Below are 15,677 nucleotides of genomic sequence, written 5' to 3' on the forward strand. Positions count from 1 at the left end.
AATCTTCCCGCCGGGCGTTCGACACCTGTAGGACAGACGGCGTCAAGGTTGTGAGGCCAGCGCTCTGCGCAGCGCCGCGGCTACCGGTTCCGGGCCGGTCGCCACCGCCGCGATGTGCGCGTCCGGCCGGATGACCCACACCTCCCTGGGGCCCGCGTAGTGGCGCAGCAGACGTACGGGGGCCGCAGTGGCGCGGCGTGCCGCTTCGACTATGGCGTGCTCGTCGATGTTCTCGCCGGTCAGCAGCAGGAACCCGTCGCGCGCGACTTCTCGCAGCCGCGTCGCGGAGTTGGTGAGCGGCATGTCGGGGACGATCACGCCGGGAACCGGGGCCGGCGTCGCGCCCCGGGGTGGCCGACCGGGGAACGGCCGGGCAGGGTCGGGGGTGGTCAGCGGGGAGTCCACGTACCAGAACGGCTCGGCCAGCCGGCCCGAGTCGACCGCTGCGCGGGCCTGGGGGTCGGAGCGAGCGGCTCGGAGCGTGGAGAGGCGGTGGCGGTGGCCGGCCTCGTCGCCAGGCACCAGGAAGCGCATGGTGGCGGTGGTGACGTCGAGGTTCTCCCGTGCCGCGGCGTGCCGCTCGGCATGGTAGCTCTCCAGCAGCGCCTCACCGGCCCAGCCGTTGAGCACGAAGGCGAGCTTCCAGGCGGCGTTCTCGGCGTCCTGCACCCCGGAGTTCAGGCCGCGGGCGCCGAAGGGAGAGACCAGGTGCGCGAGGTCCCCGGCGAGCAGGACGCGGCCGACGCGCATGCGATCGGCGAGGCGGGAGTGGAAGCGGTAGAGCGAGCTCCAGACCACCTCGTAGGGTCGGTCGCCGATGATGGCGCGGATCCTGGCGTCGCGGGCCCCGCTGCCCACCTCGGCGCGTTCGTCGTGGTCGGCGGGGACCTGCCAGTCGATGCGGAAGGTCGATCCGGGACAGGGGTGAATGAGCACCTGGCGGCCAGGGTTCCATGGCGGGTCGAAGTAGAAGCGCCGCTCAGTGGCCCAGCCGGGCAGGTCGGTGCGGATGTCGCAGATCAGGAACCGGTCGTCGAAGGAGTGCCCGTCGAAGCGCACCCCGAGCATCCGGCGGATCCCGTCGCCTTTGGCGCCGGCGCAGGCCACGACGTAGGCGGCGCGCACGCCGATCTCGCCGGAGGTGGTCCGGCAGGTCAGCGTCACGCCGTCCTCGTCCTGGGCGATGGCGGTGACGCGGTGGTCCCAGCGCGTCTCGATGAGCGGCTGCGCGTCGATGCGCTCGTCGAGGAGCTGCTCGGTGCGGCTCTGCGAAATGTTGACGAACGGCGGGAACGCGGACGGGCCGGCCTGGTCGTGGACGTAGCTGAACAGTTCGTGGTCGCGGTGGAAGGTGCGGGCGGTGGTCCAGGTGACGCCCTCGCCGGCGATGCGCCGCCCGGCGCCGACGCTCTCCCAGATGTCGAGCACGTCGCGCTGCTGGACGATGGCCTTGGAGCCGACCGCGTCGCGGTGCGGCCGCTGGTCCAGCAGGACGACCGAGATGCCCCAGCGGGCCAGCAACAGCGCGGCCGTCTGTCCTACCGGGCCGTTGCCCAGCACGGCCACCTGGGTGTCGATCAGGGTCATCGGCTCAGCCCTGCAGCTGGTTCCAGACCTCACGGTCGCGCTCGGCCGTCCAGATCGCGGGTCGCTCGATGCCGGACAGCTCGTCCCAGAGGCGGGAGACGTCGAAGGGCAGGCAGTGCTCGAAGATCGGCCAGCGACCGTACCGGTCGGCGAGCGCCGCGTGGGTGGCCTCGAACGCCTCCTTCAGGGTGCCGCCACGACGGTGCACTTCGCCTACCTCGCGCAGCATGACCTGCAGGAAGTGCCGGGTCTGGGCGATGGCGGCCTCGACGTCGGACCGGCCGCGGGCCACGGCTCCCCGCCCGCCGATCAGGGTCTCGGCGGCGAACGCGGACACCCGATCGAGGGTGGTGGTCGCCCACTCCCGGTGGAAGGCGTCGCCGGTGTACAGCGCGGCCTGCGACTCGACCAGGTCGCCCGCGAAGAGGATCTTCTGCTTGGGCAGCCAGGCCACGATGTCGCCCTCGGTGTGGCCGCGCCCGCAGTATCGCAGCACCAGCTCGCCCCGCCGGCCGCCCAGGTCGATGGTGAAGGTGTCGGAGAAGGTGGCGGTCGGCCAGGTCAGTCCGGGGATCGAGCCGGGTTCCTTGAACAGGCGGGGCATGCGCCCGAACTCCGACTCCCAGTCCTGCTGCCCGCGTTCGGCGATGAGCGTGCGGGTGTTGTCGTGCGCCACGATCACCTCCGCGGCGAAGGCGCTCGCGCCCAGCACCCGGACCGCGTGGTAGTGCGACAGGACGAGGAACTTGACCGGCTTGCCGGTGTGCTCGCGCAGCTTCGCGAGCCAGTCGCGGGCGGCGACGGGGGTGGCCAGGGCCTCGAAGCAGACCAGGAAGTCCTCGCCCTCGATGGCGCCCACGTTGGGGTCGCCCTCGGCCGTCAGCGCGTAGACGCCGTCGGCGAGCACCTCCAGGGTCTGCGGCTTGTCGGTCAGGTCGGCGGAGGAGGCGAACGACTTCTGTGCCACGGCGACACTCCCAACTAATCAAAGCCTTTACTAATTGAGGCGTGATCGTACGTGCCGGAGTGGCTGGTTGGGAAGACCCGTAGCCTTGCTGCATGACCGCCGGACCCGACTCCAGCCAGCTGAACTTCCTGTCGTTCGTCGACTTCGCCGTCGATCGCATGGGCCGGGAGTGCGCGCAGGTCGACCCCGCGGCCATGCGCCTGGTGCTGACCCTGCACCGGGTCACCAACGCCCTGGTCTACGACCTGGAGTCCTCCGTGCACCGGCCGCGCGGCCTGAGCTGGCCGGGTTTTCGCGTGCTGTTCGTGCTCTGGCTCGCCGGCCCCGGCGAGGCCAAACGCGTGGCCGAATTGTCGGGCATGAGCCGGGCCGCCGTCTCCGCCCTGGTCAACACCCTGGAACGCGACGGCCTGGTCGCGCGCAGGCAGGCCGAGCATGACCGGCGTGCCGTCGAGCTGAGCCTCACCCCGGACGGCCGTGTGGCGATCACTGATGCGTTTCTCGCCCACAATGGTCGTGAGCGAGCTTGGGCGGCGACGCTCACCGAGGCCGAGCGCGGCACGCTCGTCACCCTGCTCGAAAAGCTCGCGGGCGGAGCCGGCGCGGCACAGGCCAGGCGCCGGGCCTGAGCTCTTCTTCCAAACTTTGTTGATGTGCTCTATGGTTCATTGACATTCGTACCGGAAGGGGAGGCCATGGCCAGCAGGCTCTACATCGGCGGCGAGTGGGCGGAGGCTTCCGGCGGCGCTTTCACGACCGTGGATCCGGCGACGGAGGAGGTCATCGAGGAGGTCGGCCACGCCGGAGCCGCTGACGTCGATGCCGCCGTGCACGCCGCCCAAGGCGCGTTGCGCGATCCCCGATGGCGGGACCTGGCGCCGCAGCAGCGCGCCAAGCTGCTCTTCCGCCTGGCCGACCTCATCGACGAGCACGCCGATGAGCTCGCGGAGCTGGAGACCAGGGACCAGGGCATGCCGCTGGCCTTCTCGCGTGGCGGCGCCATCTCCGCGGCCGAGCACTTCCGGTACTTCGCCGGCTGGGTCACCAAGATCGAGGGCAGCGTGAGCCCGGTCTCCTACCCGGACGCGCTGCAGTACACCAAGGTCGAGCCGGTCGGGGTCTGCGCGCTCATCACGCCGTGGAACTTCCCGCTGATGATCCTCACCTGGAAAGCCGCGCCCGCGCTCGCCACCGGCAACACCATCGTGATCAAGCCTGCCGAGCAGACGCCGCTGACCGCGATCCGGCTGGTGCGCCTGACGGAGGAAGCCGGGTTCCCGCCCGGCGTCGTCAACCTGCTGACCGGCGACGGGCAGGTGGGGCAGGCGCTGGTGGACCATCCGCGGGTCGACAAGGTCTCCTTCACCGGCTCGACCGCCGTCGGGCGCTCCATCGTGCGCGCGAGCGCGGGAAACTTCAAGCGGGTGACCCTGGAGCTGGGCGGCAAGAATCCCAGCATCATCACCAAGGACGCCGACATCGACGTGGCCGTGCGCGCCAACGCCATGGCCGGCGTCGCCAACAGCGGCCAGGTGTGCGCCGCCTACTCGCGCTTCTACGTCGACCAGGCGCGGACCGACGAGTTCGTGACCAAGCTGGCCGCCACGGTCGGCGCGATGACCCTCGGCCCCGGCCTGGACGAAGCGACGCAGCTCGGCCCGCTGGTCTCGGCGGCCCACCTGGACAAGGTCCTCGGCTACGTGCGCACCGGAGTCGAGGAGGGAGCCGAACTCGTCACCGGCGGCGGTCGCCCGGACCGGAAGGGCTACTTCGTCGAGCCGGCCGTCTTCGCCGGGGTGCGCGACGAGATGGCCATCGCGCGTGAGGAGATCTTCGGCCCGGTGCTGTCGGTGCTGTCCTATGACGACGCCGACGAGCTGGACGCCATCGTGGAGCGCGCCAACGACAGCGAGTACGGGCTGGCGGCGAGCGTCTGGACGCGGGACCTCGCCGTCGCCAACCGCCTGGCGAACCGGCTGCGGGCGGGCTCGGTGTTCGTCAACATGCCGCCGTCGGTGGACCGCACGGCGCCCTGGGGCGGCGTCCGCTCCAGCGGATGGGGACGGGAGATGGGCCGGCATGCGATCGAGGCGTACACCGAGCTCAAGTCGGTGTTCACCTATTACGGCGGCTGAACGACCCTGCCACGGGCAGCGGGGCCGGTCGGCGGACCGGCCCCGCTGCCGTCATTCCGCAGGTGCCGACACGGCCGGCGGAGGCAGGAAGGGCTTGATGTTCAGCTCGCGGTAGATGTCGTGCGGGAAGTACAGGTCGCCGTTCTTGACGACCATGCGGATGTTGCGTACAGCGCTGACGTCCCGCGTCGGGTCGCCGTCGAGCAGTACGAAGGAGGCGCTCCTGCCGCGTTCGATGCTGCCGTGGCTGTGCCCGAGCCCCAGGTGCGCCGCGCAGTCACGGGTCGCGATGCGCAGCACCTCGACGGGGGTGAGGCCCGCCGCGGCGTACAGCTCCAGCTCGCGGTGCACGGTGAAGCCGGTGCCGTCGTCGGTGCCCGGCCACATCCGCACCCCTCGCTCGTGCAGCAGCCTCATCACCTCCAGTAGCTTGCCGAAGGACTCCTCGTAGGCGTCCAATTCCTCCTGCGAGGAGTAGGGCACGTAGGTGCGCTTGCGGGCGCGCTGGTAGCTGACGGGCATGTGGTCGAGGTAGGCGCGGTCGCCGGGGGCGACGGTGCGGGTCCGGCTGCGCATCAGGCGCTCCAGGATGACCGTCGTGGTGTCCAGGCCGATCCCGCGCTCGACCATCCGGTTCACCGTGCACTGCACAGGTGGCGAGTCCAGGTCCAGGTCCTTGGAGCGCGCCATCGCGGTCAGCCGCAGCGGCGTGCGGGTGTCCTCCTCCGGGGAGATCAGCCAGCCCAGCATGAGCTGGTTGATGTGGGTGATCTCGTCGTAGCCGTCCTCGATGACCCGGTCGGGGCTGCTGAAGGCGGGCACGTGCCCTACCACCCGCATGCCGAGCCGGTGCGCCTCGGCGGCCATCGGCGCCACCCAGTCGGGGTTCATCGAGTTGTAGATCTTGATCTGGTGGTAGCCGAGGCTGCCGTAGCGGCGCACGGCCTGCAACGCCTCGTCCAGGGTCTCGGGGATGATGCCGAGCTTCATCGAGAAGTCGCTGCGCCCTTCGATGAAACCCGAGGGCACGACGGTCGGCCCGGCGATCTTCGCGGTGTCCATGCGCGTCGTCAGGTCCAGCAGGACCTCGTTCTCGTTGCCCATGTCGCGGATGGTCGTCACGCCGGCCGCGATGTAGAACAGCGCCGACCACCCGGAGACGTGCGCGTGCATGTCGTGCAGGCCGGCCAGGAGCGTGCCGCCCGCGCCGTCCACGACCACCTCGTCCGGCAGGCCGGCCGCCGTGGTCTCCGGCTCGATCAGGGTGATCTTGCCGCGGTAGGTCGTCACCGACATGGGCTCGGTCAGCTCGCCCCGATCCGGGTCGAAGATGCGCACGTCGCGGATCCGGACGGGAACGTCGTGGTGGTGCCGGACGCGGGACTGGATCTCCTCCAGGTGGCGGCGGGTGAGGGAGGCGATCAGGTCGGTGAGTTCGGGTACCCGCTCGGCGAAGTCGTCGCGGACGAGCAGGTCGGAGAAGTTCAGGGTGCCGCCGCTGGTGGCGATCAGCCGCTCGTCGGCGTCCATCAGCACGTACTGCGGTGTGAGGGCCGCGCCGGTGACGGCGTACACGTCGATGGTGGTGCCGTTGAGGTCCACCTGCGTGAACGGCTTGGCCTGCACCGACCCGGCCGGCAGCGCCTCGATGGTGCCGCCGGCGGCGAGCGCGGCCCGGGCGTAGATCCAGGGGGCGTAGGAGCTGCAGTCGGCGGCCAGGTACAGCTTGAGGCCGGGGCTGTCGTCGCTGCCTTCCTCGGCCTGGCTGCTCCACGACTGCACGTGGCCGTCGGTGGCGAGCCTCTCCTGTACGGCGCCGCCCATCAGCGAGGTGCCATCGATGCTCCACTCCAGCGGGACGTGGTCGGCGTTCAAGAGGAGGCGCTCCTCGAACTTGGCGCCCCTGCCGTTGTTGAACACGCCGAAGTCCAGGTGGATGCGGTCGCCGTCGTAGGTCGCGGTGATCTCGCCGACGCGTACGGCCGCCCCGAAGACGCTGAAACGCTCGATCATGACCGGCCTCCCCGCCAGGCGATGCAGGTGAGCTCCACGTTCAGGCCGGCGGGCATGTCGCCCACGGCCACGGCCGCGCGCGCCGGCGGCTCATCGGTGAAGTAGGTGCTGTAGATCTTGTTCAGCAGCGGCCAGTCGGCCATGTCCCGCAGGTAGCAGGTGACGGAGACGACCTCGTCCATGCGGAAGCCGGCCTCGGTGATGACGGACTGGAGGTTGTCCATGGTCTGGCGGATCTCGGCCTCGATGCCCCCTTCCACGACCTGGGCCGTGCCGGGGACCAGGCCGCCTGTACCGGCGACGTAGCAGTGGTCACCGGCGACGACCGCGGATGAGTACGGCCCGAGCGCCGAGCCGCTGTTGATGACTCTCTTCGACATGCAGGTCCTTCCGGCTGTGAGGGTCAGCCTCATGTGGTGGGCAGGGCCGCCAGCGCGCGCACGAGCGCGTCGCAGTCGGCGTCGGTGGTGTAGAAGTGTGCGGAGATGCGCAGCAGGCCGCCGCGGTCGGCCACCGTGATGCCGTCGCCGGCGAGGGCGTGCACGGCGGCCGGCACGTCGGCCACGCCCGCCAGGCTCACGATGCCGCCCATCCGGGACGGGTCGGCGACCGGCGCGAGTCCCAGCTCCAGGCACTCCAGGTAGATGCGGTCGGCCAGCCTGGCGACCCGGTCGTGAATGGCGGGCAACCCGATCTCCCGCCGGACGGCGGCGGCAGCCCCCAATGCGTGGATCCCGGCGAAGTTCGGCATGCCGTAGGCGAGCTGCGTGGACGGCGGGACGTTGGCGTGCCCGAGCAACGTCGGCCGCAGTCCGGCGCGGGCGGACGCGGAGCTGATCATCACGGCGATGCCGAAGCCCGCCAGCAGCCACTTGTAGCCCGTCGCGATGTAGAAGCCGGCCTGAGCCGGTGCGACGGGGATGGCGCCGGCCGCCTGGGCTCCGTCGCAGACGAGCAGGGCGCCCATGCGGGCGCACGCGCGGCCCAGTACGTCCAGGTCGATGCGGGTGCCGGTGAAGGAACTCACGTGCGAGACGGCCACGACGCGGGTGCGGTCGGTGATGGCGGCCAGCAGCGCGCCGAGGCGGTCGTCACCGGGCTGCGGGTCCACCTCGACCAGGCGCACGCCGTCGCCGAGCCGGCTCCAGGGCCACTTCACCGTGGGGAACTCGCCGGTCAGCATCAGCACCTCGTCGCCGTCCCGCCACGGGACGGCCCTGGCGACGGCATTCATCGCCTCACCCGTGCTGGCGGCGAACGACACGTCATCCGCCTCGACGCCGAACTCCCGCGCGATGGCCTCGCGGGTCCGCTCGACGCCTTCGCGCACGCGGGACATGCCCCGCACGCCCGCGCCGAGCGCGTCGTAGCAGTCCTGGACGGCGCGCGCGACCGCCGCGGGAACCAGGCCGATGGAGGCCGTGTCGAGGTAGGGCCCGTCGGGCCGGCCGGGGAAGCGCGCGTTCAAGTCGGTCGTGATGATGGATCTCCTGCTGGTCAAAGGCCTCGCGACGGCTGGTGCGAGGCTCACATGGTGGCCTTGACCTGGTGGACCCAGGCGCCGGAGCCCAGATCGTAGATGTCGAGCTCCGGCTCGGCGAAGGCGAACCCCTGCCTGAGGGCGAACACGGTGTTCTCGGAGAACAGCGGGATGTAGGGCACGTCATCGGCGGCCTCGGTGAGGAGCCGCTGGGTCGCCGCCCACCGGTCGGCGGCGGGGCCGGGACTGTTGACCACCTTCACCGCGTCCTCCACCGCCGGGCTCGTCCAGTTGCCCACGTTGAACCCGCCCTTGCCGGTGTTCTCCTTGCCGGCGAGCAGCCCGAGCAGGCCGGAGGGGTCAGGTGAGGAAGGCGACAGCGGCACGGGGATGTTCATGCCCTTCAGCTTGCGGCCGAAGAAGTCGGCGCCCCACTGGGTGGAGGTGATGGTGTTGGCCTTGATGGTGATGCCCAGCGGCTTGAGGTTCTCCTGGAGGCTCAGCAGGACGAGCTTCTGCCAGGGATAGGTGGAGATGTAGTCCACCGTGGTGGTGAAGCCCTGCGGGTGGCCGGAGCGCGCCAGCTCCTCCTTCGCCTTGGCGGGATCGTGACCGTACTGCGGCAGGGAGGACAGGAAGCCGCGGGCGGCCTCGGCCGAGCCGGCGACCCCGGTGAGGTGGCCGGCGGGCACGAGCCCCTGCGCCGGGACGGCGAACTCGCCGAAGGCCGCCTTGGCCAGAGCGGCCCGGTCGAGGGAGTAGGCGATGGCCCTGCGCACGTGCTCGTCGTCGAAGGGCGGCTGCTTGATGTCGAAGAAGATGTAGTCCTGCCCCAGCGACGGGGTGGAGTAGACGGTGACGCCGGGAAGCGCCCGCCACCGCTGCCCGGCCTGCAGATTCGTCACCGGCCCGCCGTCGATGGAGCCGCCGCGCAGCGCGAGCTGCCGGCTGTTGTCGTCGGTGATGGGCGTGAACACCACCTTGTCGGGCGCGGGCTTGGCGCCCCAGTGGTGGGGGTTGCGGGTCAGGGTCACCCGTTCGCTGGTGTACTCGGACACCTGGTAGGGGCCGGTACCGATGGGCACGGCCTCGGAAGTGCCGAGCTTGGCGGCGTGGGCCTCGGCGAATTTCGCCTGCTGGACGAGGACGGCCAGCGCCAGCGCCGCCCGGTTGGACGGGTTCGCCTTCTTGAGCTTGACCGTGACCTCCATCGGGCCGGTCGCCTCGACACCGGCGACCTGGACCCCCGAGCCGGTGCGGCTGGTGGGGTCGCTGCAGTGCTCGATGCTCCACACGACGTCCTCGACGGTCAAGGGCGAGCCGTCGGAGAAGCGCGCGCCTTCCCGGATCGTGTACACGATCGTCTTATCATCGGGCTCGCTGACCTTGGACGCCAGGTTCGGCGTCAGCTCGCCGGTCGAGGATAGGCGTTCCAGGGGTTCCGTCACCGTGGACATGATCATTCCAGTGACGCTGGTGTGCGCGCTCTGGGCCCAGTCCAGCGAGGTCACCGGTGCCAATGTCGCCCAGGTGAAAGTGGGGATGGTCCGGTCGGTCAGGCGGGCGGGCGGCGCGTCGGTGGCGGGCCCGGCGGCGCATCCGGTGGCCAGGAGTGCCAGGAGGACGACCGGAGGGACCAATGATCGGGGGGAGATCTGCGGCACGGGAACTTCCCTCTCTTGCAGGGCAGACATGACGCACCCGGAGCCTGACGGAACTTCCCGGCGATGCGTATGGGGGAGCAGGGCTGTGGCCGCTGTCCGATGTTCCAGGATGGTTGCACGCGGCATCTCATAAATCAACACCTTGTAGAGATGAGCAATCTCCCTGTTCAGGGTGAATGTCTGCCCGCTGTTGCGAGTGCGTAAACGACAGAATCAACATATTGTCAGCGACCAACACGCCTCGTATAGTTCGACGAAATTTGGCCTCACCGTCGACCAACCCTCTGCCGCCGTCCGGTGCGCCGCTCACGACCGCGGCTCCGTCTCCAGTGGAAGCAGTTGATCTGGATGGCAATCACGACCTTCATCGTCAAACGTCTGGCGGGCGGCCTGGGCCTGCTCGCCGTGCTCAGCCTGCTCGTCTTCGGGCTGCTCGCCATCAGCCCCGGCACGCCGATCCAGACCCTGCTCGGCACCCGGCCGGCCTCACCCGAGCTGGTGGCCGCGCTGAACGCGAAATACCATCTGGACGAGCCCTTCATCGTCCAGTACGGGCATTGGCTGACCGGGCTGCTCGGCCTCGACCTGGGCGAGTCGATCTCGGTGCAGACCGGCTCGGGCGTCGCGGCGCTGATCTCCGAGCGGATCTCCCTGTCGCTGCAGCTCGGCCTGTACGCCCTGCTCCTGGTGGCGCTGGTCGGCATCCCGCTCGGCATGGCCGCCGGCATCCGGCGCGGCCACGCGGTGGACCGCGTGGTGTCGCTGCTGTCCACCGTCGCCGTCGGCGCACCGTCCTTCGTACTGTCCATCGTGCTGCTGTACGTCTTCGGCGCCCAGCTCGGCTGGTTCCCCATCTACGGGATCGGCAGCGGCGTCGCCGACCGCATCACCCACCTCACCCTGCCCGCGATCGCCCTGGCCACCGTCCTGTCGGCGATCGTCATCCGGCAGACCAGGGCCTCGATGCTGACCGTCATGCGGCAGGACTACATCACCTTCGCCCGCCTGCGCGGCCTCAGCCCGGCGCGGGTGCTGCTGCGTTACGCGCTGCGCAACTCCTCCCTGCCCGTCATCACCAGCACCGGGCTGATCATGATCGCCACGCTCTCCTCGGCGGTGTTCGTCGAGCAGGTCTTCTCCATCCCGGGCGCCGGCTCCCTCCTGCTCGCCGCCGTCACCAACAAGGACGTTCCGGTGGTGCAGGGCATGGCGATGCTGCTCGGCCTGTTCGTCATCGTCATCAACCTGGTGGTCGACCTGATCTCACTCGCCCTGGACCCTCGCATCCGCTTCACCGTGAAGGAGGCCTGATGGCCACCGCCGTCACCTCCGCACCGCCCCGCGCCAAGGGCGGGGTACCGGTGCTCGTCATCGCCGGGTCCGTCGCCGCCGGGCTCGTCGTGCTGCTCGTCCTGTTCGGCGGATGGATCACCCCGCACGATCCGGCCGAGCAGGACCTGCTGCTCGGCGCGGCCGGCCCCGGGCCCGGCCACCCGCTGGGCACCGACTCGCTCGGCCGGGACGTGTTGTCGCAGCTCATCGCCGGCACCCGGATCGCCGTCACCGGCCCTCTCGTTGTCGCGGCGGGCACGGTGTTGATCGGCGCCACCCTGGGCATGATCGCCGCCTATTACGGCGGCGTGGTCGACGCCGTCACCAACAGGTTCGCGGACCTGATGTACGCGCTGCCCGGCCTCCTGGTGATCATCGTCGTCGTCGGCGTCGTGGGCGGCGGCTACTGGTTCGCCGTGGCCGTGCTGACCGTGCTGTCGGTCCCGGCCGAGATCCGGCTGTGCCGCAGCGCGACGCTCGTGCAGACTCGGCTGCCGTACATCGAGGCCGCACGCACCCTCGGACTGAGCGGTCCGCGCATCATGTTCCGGCACATCCTGCCGAACATCGCGCCGACCGTCATCGCGACCTTCCTGCTCGACTTCGTCGGCGCCCTCATCGGCCTGTCGGGGCTGTCGTTCCTCGGTCTCGGCACCCCGCCCGGCACTCCCGACTGGGGCGCGATGCTGCAGGAGGGGCAGGCCCTGCTCACGGTCAACCCCTGGATGTCCCTGGCACCCGGCCTCATGATCATCGTCACGGCCGCCGGCGTCACCCTCATAGGAGACTGGATGTACGACCGCTATTCCAGCCGTGGTGAGCAGCGATGACGCCCCTGCTGTCCGTACGGGACCTGAACGTGCACACCACCACCGGCCGTACCCTCGTCCGCGAGGTGAACTTCGACCTGCACCAGGGACAGACCCTCGGCATCGTCGGTGAATCAGGCAGCGGGAAGACCATGACCGCCCGCGCGGTCGCCCAGGTCCTCGCCGACAACGTCCGCGCCCAGGGCAGGATCAGCTTCGACGGCGTCGACCTTCTCGGCCTGCCGGAGCGGCGGCTGCGCGCGCTGCGCGGCACCCGCCTCAGCATGGTGCTCCAGGATCCGTTCACCGCGCTCAACCCCCTGCAGACCATTGGCGCCCACCTGCGCGAATCGCTGCCCAACGCCGCGCGCGGGGATCGGGGCGAGATCGCCCGCCGGCTGCGCGAGGTCGGCCTCGACCCCGACACCGTCGCCGGGAAATACCCCTTTCAGCTCTCCGGCGGCATGCGCCAGCGCGTCGCGATCGCCGCCGCGCTGGCCGGCGACCCCGACCTGCTCATCGCCGACGAACCGACCACCGCGCTGGACGTCACCACCCAGGCCGACGTGCTCGCCCTGCTGCGCAGGCTGCGCGACGAGCGCGGCATGGCCCTCATCCTCATCACGCACGACCTGAGGGTCGCCTTCTCGGCCTGCGATCGCATCCTGGTCATGTACGCCGGTTCGGTCCTGGAGGACGCGCCCGCACAGAAGCTCGCGGCGGCGCCCGAGCACCCCTACAGCACGGGACTGCTCCTGGCGGAACCGCCCGTGTCGCACTACGTCGCGGACCTGACCTCCATTCCCGGCGGCGTCCCGGCCGCCGATACCGTCGCGCACGTGTGCCCGTTCGCCGAACGGTGCCAGTGGCGGGAGGAGGCGTGCACGGCCGCCCGGCCCGCACTCGCCGATGCGGGCGGCGGGCACGCCACCGCCTGCCTGCGCATCGACGACATCCGTCCGTTGCTCCGCGACACCCAAGCCCGGCTCTCGGTTCCCGCCACACCCCCGGAACCACCGCGGGGCAAGCCGTTGCTGAGCGTCGAGAACCTGGTGAAGACCTATCGCACCCAGCCCCTCCTGGGACGGGCGCGCGTCACGACGGCAGTGCGGGACGTCTCCTTCACCATCACGGCGGGGGAGTCGCTCGGCGTCGTCGGGGAGACCGGGTCGGGCAAGACCACGATCGCCCGCAGCATCCTCGGGCTGATCCGGCCCGACTCGGGCTCCATCACGCTCGACGGCACCGACATCAGCGACTACCGCGCCCTGGGCCGCGCCGGGCGCGCCGCCGTACGACGTGTCGTCCAGGTCGTCTTCCAGGATCCCTACGCCTCGCTCAACCCGTCGCTCACCATGGGGGCCGCCCTCGCCGAAGCGGTGGCCGTCAGCCGGGAGACCGGTGACCACGGTGCGCGGGTCGCCGAGCTCCTGGAACTGGTGGGCCTGCCCGCCGGCTACGCCGAGCGCCGGCCGAGCGCCCTGTCGGGCGGCGAGCGGCAACGCGCGGCCATCGCCCGCGCGCTGGCCGTACGACCGCGCCTGCTGATCTGCGACGAGCCGGTCGCGGCCCTCGACGTCTCGGTCCAGTCGCAGATCCTGGAGGTGCTGCGCGGCATCCGCGCGGCGCTGGGCACGAGCCTGCTCTTCATCACCCACGACCTGTCCGTGGTCCGGCAGATGACCGACCGCGTCATCGTGCTGAGGCACGGGCAGATCGTGGAGAGCGGCACCACCGCCACCGTGCTGGACGCGCCGGAACACCCCTACACCGCCCAGCTCGTGGCCTCCGTCCCGGAAGCCGGCGACGCCGAACCGTCGGCGGTGGGGTCATGACCGCACCCGAGCCGCCTCCGGTCCTGGACCTCGCGCCGGGCAGCACCCAGGAGGTCACCGCGGCTCACGACGGCACGGGAACCACCCGGCTGCGCCGCCTGGACACCGTCGCCGGCGCCGGCTTCAAGATCCTGGTCTGGGACTTCCCGCCGGGAACCAGCGAGGGCGCGCATCATCACGGGGACGAGCCGGTCGGCGTGGAGCAGTATCTGGTGCTGCACGGCCGGATCCGGATCGTGGTCGACGGCGCCGTGCATGACCTCACCGAGGGCGACTCGATCGCGATCGCCCGGCGAAGCGTCCGGGAGACGCGAAACGACGGCGACGCGCCGGCCCGGGTGCTGCTGGTATTCGAGAGTCTCAACAAAACCTGAATTTCACCATCGAACCCGCCCAGTAAGTGAGAACCGATGAGTCAGCACTACGAAATCGAGCAGTCCGGCGTCTACAACGGCCGTGAACTGACCTACACGTTCACGCTCGACGTGTTGCCCGTGCGCAACGCCAAGGGGGCGCACGCGGGCTCGGCCTCGCTCTTCTCCTACGTCGCCGACGTACCCGAGGAGGAGCGGGCCAGGCGGCCCGTGGTCTTCCTGTTCAACGGCGGCCCCGGCGCCGCCTCCGCCTACCTGCACCTCAGCGGGATCGGGCCCAAGCGCGTCGCCGTCCCCACCGATCTGGCCGACAGTATCAACCCGCCCTACGTGGTGGAGGACAGCCCGAACTCCATCCTCGACGTGGCCGACCTCGTCTTCATGGATCCCGTCAATACGGGGTTCGGCCGCCTCCTCCCCGACGCCGCCGCGGACGACCTGTACTCAGTCCAAGGGGACGCGCGCTACTTCGCCGATCTCGTGTGCGCCTGGGTGACGCGCCAGAACCGCTGGGACTCACCCAAATACGTGCTCGGCGAGAGCTACGGCACCCATCGCGCCCCCTTCATGGTCACCGCGCTCGCGGGGATCAAGGCCGTGCCGTTCGACGGCATCATCCTGCTCGGCCAGGCGCTCAACGTGCAGGAGACCGTCGAGCGCCCTGGCAACGTCGCCGGCGCGGTGGCGGGCCTGCCCTTCAAGGCCGCCACCGCGTGGTACCACGGCGTCGGGGCGCACGACCACGCCGGCGTCGACGCGGTGGTCGAGGCGGCGCTCGAGTTCGCCTACGGCGACTTCGCCGCCGCGATGACACGGGGCAGCCGGCTGGACGAAGACGAACGGGTGAAGATCGCCGCCCGGCTCGAATACTTCACCGGTGTTCCCGCCGAGACCTACCTGCGCAAGCGCCTGTGGCTGAGCAAGGGCGACTTCCTCAAGGAACTGCTCGCCGACTCTGGCCGCGTCCTCGGGCGCAACGACGCGCGCTACGTCTCCAGGGCCGCCGACACCTCCGCCGGGGAGGCCGACATCGAGCCCAGCTTCGCCCATCTGGCCCCCGCCTTCAACGCCGGCATCCTGCGCTACCTGCACGGCACGCTCGCCGTCCCGACGGAAGAGGAGTATCGCGTCTTCGACGAGAGCGCGGTGGCGCGCTGGGACTGGAGCGACGCCGGCTCGGCCCGGTTCATGCAGATGGGCAAGCCCTCGCCGTTCCACGTCTACCCGTACCCGGCGCGGCTCACCCAGTACCTCAAGCAGGTGCCGCGGGCCCGGCTGTTCATCGGCACCGGCCACTACGACAGCCTCACCACCGTCGGCGCCGTCGAGCACCTGCTGCGCCAGTACGACCTGCCGCTGGAGCGGGTGACCGACCGGCGCTATCCGGCCGGGCACATGATGTACACCGATCCTGAGTCGCTGCGCATGCTCGACGACGACCTGCGCGCGTTCGTCTCGGCGTAACGAGCCCGCCCTGACGA

13 protein-coding genes are annotated in these 15,677 nt (G+C 70.5%); 7 read left to right on the forward strand and 6 right to left on the reverse strand.

Annotated features, from left to right (window positions below; all coding sequences use genetic code 11):
• Positions 1-42: 42 nt before the first annotated feature.
• Both ABD292_RS32830 and ABD292_RS32835 read right to left on the reverse strand, forming a co-directional pair.
• Complete coding sequence (locus ABD292_RS32830; RefSeq protein ID WP_344214199.1) at positions 43-1,587, reverse strand: FAD-dependent monooxygenase; 1,545 nt, start codon at positions 1,585-1,587, stop codon at positions 43-45.
• Positions 1,588-1,591: 4 nt separating this feature from the next.
• Positions 1,592-2,554, reverse strand: a complete 963-nt coding sequence (locus tag ABD292_RS32835) for an MBL fold metallo-hydrolase (protein ID WP_344214201.1) — start codon at positions 2,552-2,554, stop codon at positions 1,592-1,594.
• 92 nt (positions 2,555-2,646) lie between these two features.
• Here ABD292_RS32835 and ABD292_RS32840 point away from each other — a divergent pair, with 92 nt between their 5' ends.
• Positions 2,647-3,183 (forward strand): MarR family winged helix-turn-helix transcriptional regulator, encoded by a 537-nt coding sequence (locus tag ABD292_RS32840; RefSeq protein ID WP_344214203.1) that lies wholly within the window; start codon positions 2,647-2,649, stop codon positions 3,181-3,183.
• A 66-nt stretch (positions 3,184-3,249) separates the two neighbouring features.
• Entirely contained in the window at positions 3,250-4,689 is a 1,440-nt protein-coding gene (locus tag ABD292_RS32845) for an aldehyde dehydrogenase family protein (RefSeq protein WP_344214205.1), read from the forward strand.
• A 51-nt stretch (positions 4,690-4,740) separates the two neighbouring features.
• Here ABD292_RS32845 and ABD292_RS32850 read toward each other — a convergent pair whose 3' ends face one another.
• Genes ABD292_RS32850 through ABD292_RS32865 form a run of 4 tightly spaced genes read right to left on the reverse strand, consistent with a single transcriptional unit; the run spans position 4,741 to position 9,846 of the window.
• On the reverse strand, positions 4,741-6,702 hold the full coding sequence (locus ABD292_RS32850) for an amidohydrolase family protein (RefSeq protein ID WP_344214207.1): 1,962 nt from the start codon (positions 6,700-6,702) through the stop codon (positions 4,741-4,743).
• On the reverse strand, positions 6,699-7,082 hold the full coding sequence (locus tag ABD292_RS32855; protein ID WP_344214209.1) for a RidA family protein: 384 nt from the start codon (positions 7,080-7,082) through the stop codon (positions 6,699-6,701). The genes ABD292_RS32850 and ABD292_RS32855 overlap by 4 nt, the downstream gene beginning before the upstream one ends.
• Positions 7,083-7,111: 29 nt before the next feature.
• Entirely contained in the window at positions 7,112-8,170 is a 1,059-nt protein-coding gene (locus ABD292_RS32860) for an aminotransferase class V-fold PLP-dependent enzyme (RefSeq protein WP_344214211.1), read from the reverse strand.
• Positions 8,171-8,229: 59 nt separating this feature from the next.
• Positions 8,230-9,846, reverse strand: a complete 1,617-nt coding sequence (locus tag ABD292_RS32865) for an ABC transporter substrate-binding protein (protein WP_344214213.1) — start codon at positions 9,844-9,846, stop codon at positions 8,230-8,232.
• A gap of 348 nt (positions 9,847-10,194) precedes the next feature.
• On the opposite strand from ABD292_RS32865, the gene ABD292_RS32870 reads away from it, so the two are divergent.
• From ABD292_RS32870 to ABD292_RS32890, 5 genes are read left to right on the forward strand one after another with little or no spacing between them, the layout of a single operon-like run.
• Entirely contained in the window at positions 10,195-11,157 is a 963-nt protein-coding gene (locus tag ABD292_RS32870; RefSeq protein WP_344214215.1) for an ABC transporter permease, read from the forward strand.
• The gene (locus ABD292_RS32875) at positions 11,157-12,008 is read left to right on the forward strand and encodes an ABC transporter permease (protein ID WP_344214217.1); all 852 of its coding nucleotides are present in this window, start codon (positions 11,157-11,159) and stop codon (positions 12,006-12,008) included. The genes ABD292_RS32870 and ABD292_RS32875 overlap by 1 nt, the downstream gene beginning before the upstream one ends.
• Positions 12,005-13,822 carry a dipeptide ABC transporter ATP-binding protein gene (locus tag ABD292_RS32880; RefSeq protein ID WP_344214219.1) on the forward strand — a complete coding sequence of 606 codons (1,818 nt, stop codon included), beginning with the start codon at positions 12,005-12,007 and terminating at the stop codon, positions 13,820-13,822. Before ABD292_RS32875 ends, ABD292_RS32880 begins: the two co-directional genes overlap by 4 nt.
• A complete protein-coding gene (locus ABD292_RS32885) occupies positions 13,819-14,196 on the forward strand; it encodes a cupin domain-containing protein (RefSeq protein ID WP_344214221.1) in 378 nt (125 codons plus the stop codon). The genes ABD292_RS32880 and ABD292_RS32885 overlap by 4 nt, the downstream gene beginning before the upstream one ends.
• Positions 14,197-14,232: 36 nt before the next feature.
• Positions 14,233-15,660 carry a S10 family peptidase gene (locus tag ABD292_RS32890; RefSeq protein ID WP_344214223.1) on the forward strand — a complete coding sequence of 476 codons (1,428 nt, stop codon included), beginning with the start codon at positions 14,233-14,235 and terminating at the stop codon, positions 15,658-15,660.
• The last annotated feature ends 17 nt before the right edge of the window (positions 15,661-15,677 follow it).

This window comes from Nonomuraea bangladeshensis, from assembly GCF_039529455.1.
Lineage (GTDB): Bacteria > Actinomycetota > Actinomycetes > Streptosporangiales > Streptosporangiaceae > Nonomuraea > Nonomuraea bangladeshensis.

Bases quoted from the DNA above. Each gene is read 5' to 3' on its own strand.
- ABD292_RS32840 (WP_344214203.1), top strand. From the start codon at position 2,647: ATGACCGCCGGACCCGACTCCAGCCAGCTGAACTTCCTGTCGTTCGTC.
- ABD292_RS32875 (WP_344214217.1), top strand. From the start codon at position 11,157: ATGGCCACCGCCGTCACCTCCGCACCGCCCCGCGCCAAGGGCGGGGTA.
- ABD292_RS32880 (WP_344214219.1), top strand. From the start codon at position 12,005: ATGACGCCCCTGCTGTCCGTACGGGACCTGAACGTGCACACCACCACC.
- ABD292_RS32845 (WP_344214205.1), top strand. From the start codon at position 3,250: ATGGCCAGCAGGCTCTACATCGGCGGCGAGTGGGCGGAGGCTTCCGGC.
- ABD292_RS32830 (WP_344214199.1), bottom strand. From the start codon at position 1,587: ATGACCCTGATCGACACCCAGGTGGCCGTGCTGGGCAACGGCCCGGTA.
- ABD292_RS32850 (WP_344214207.1), bottom strand. From the start codon at position 6,702: ATGATCGAGCGTTTCAGCGTCTTCGGGGCGGCCGTACGCGTCGGCGAG.
- ABD292_RS32885 (WP_344214221.1), top strand. From the start codon at position 13,819: ATGACCGCACCCGAGCCGCCTCCGGTCCTGGACCTCGCGCCGGGCAGC.
- ABD292_RS32890 (WP_344214223.1), top strand. From the start codon at position 14,233: ATGAGTCAGCACTACGAAATCGAGCAGTCCGGCGTCTACAACGGCCGT.
- ABD292_RS32870 (WP_344214215.1), top strand. From the start codon at position 10,195: ATGGCAATCACGACCTTCATCGTCAAACGTCTGGCGGGCGGCCTGGGC.
- ABD292_RS32855 (WP_344214209.1), bottom strand. From the start codon at position 7,082: ATGTCGAAGAGAGTCATCAACAGCGGCTCGGCGCTCGGGCCGTACTCA.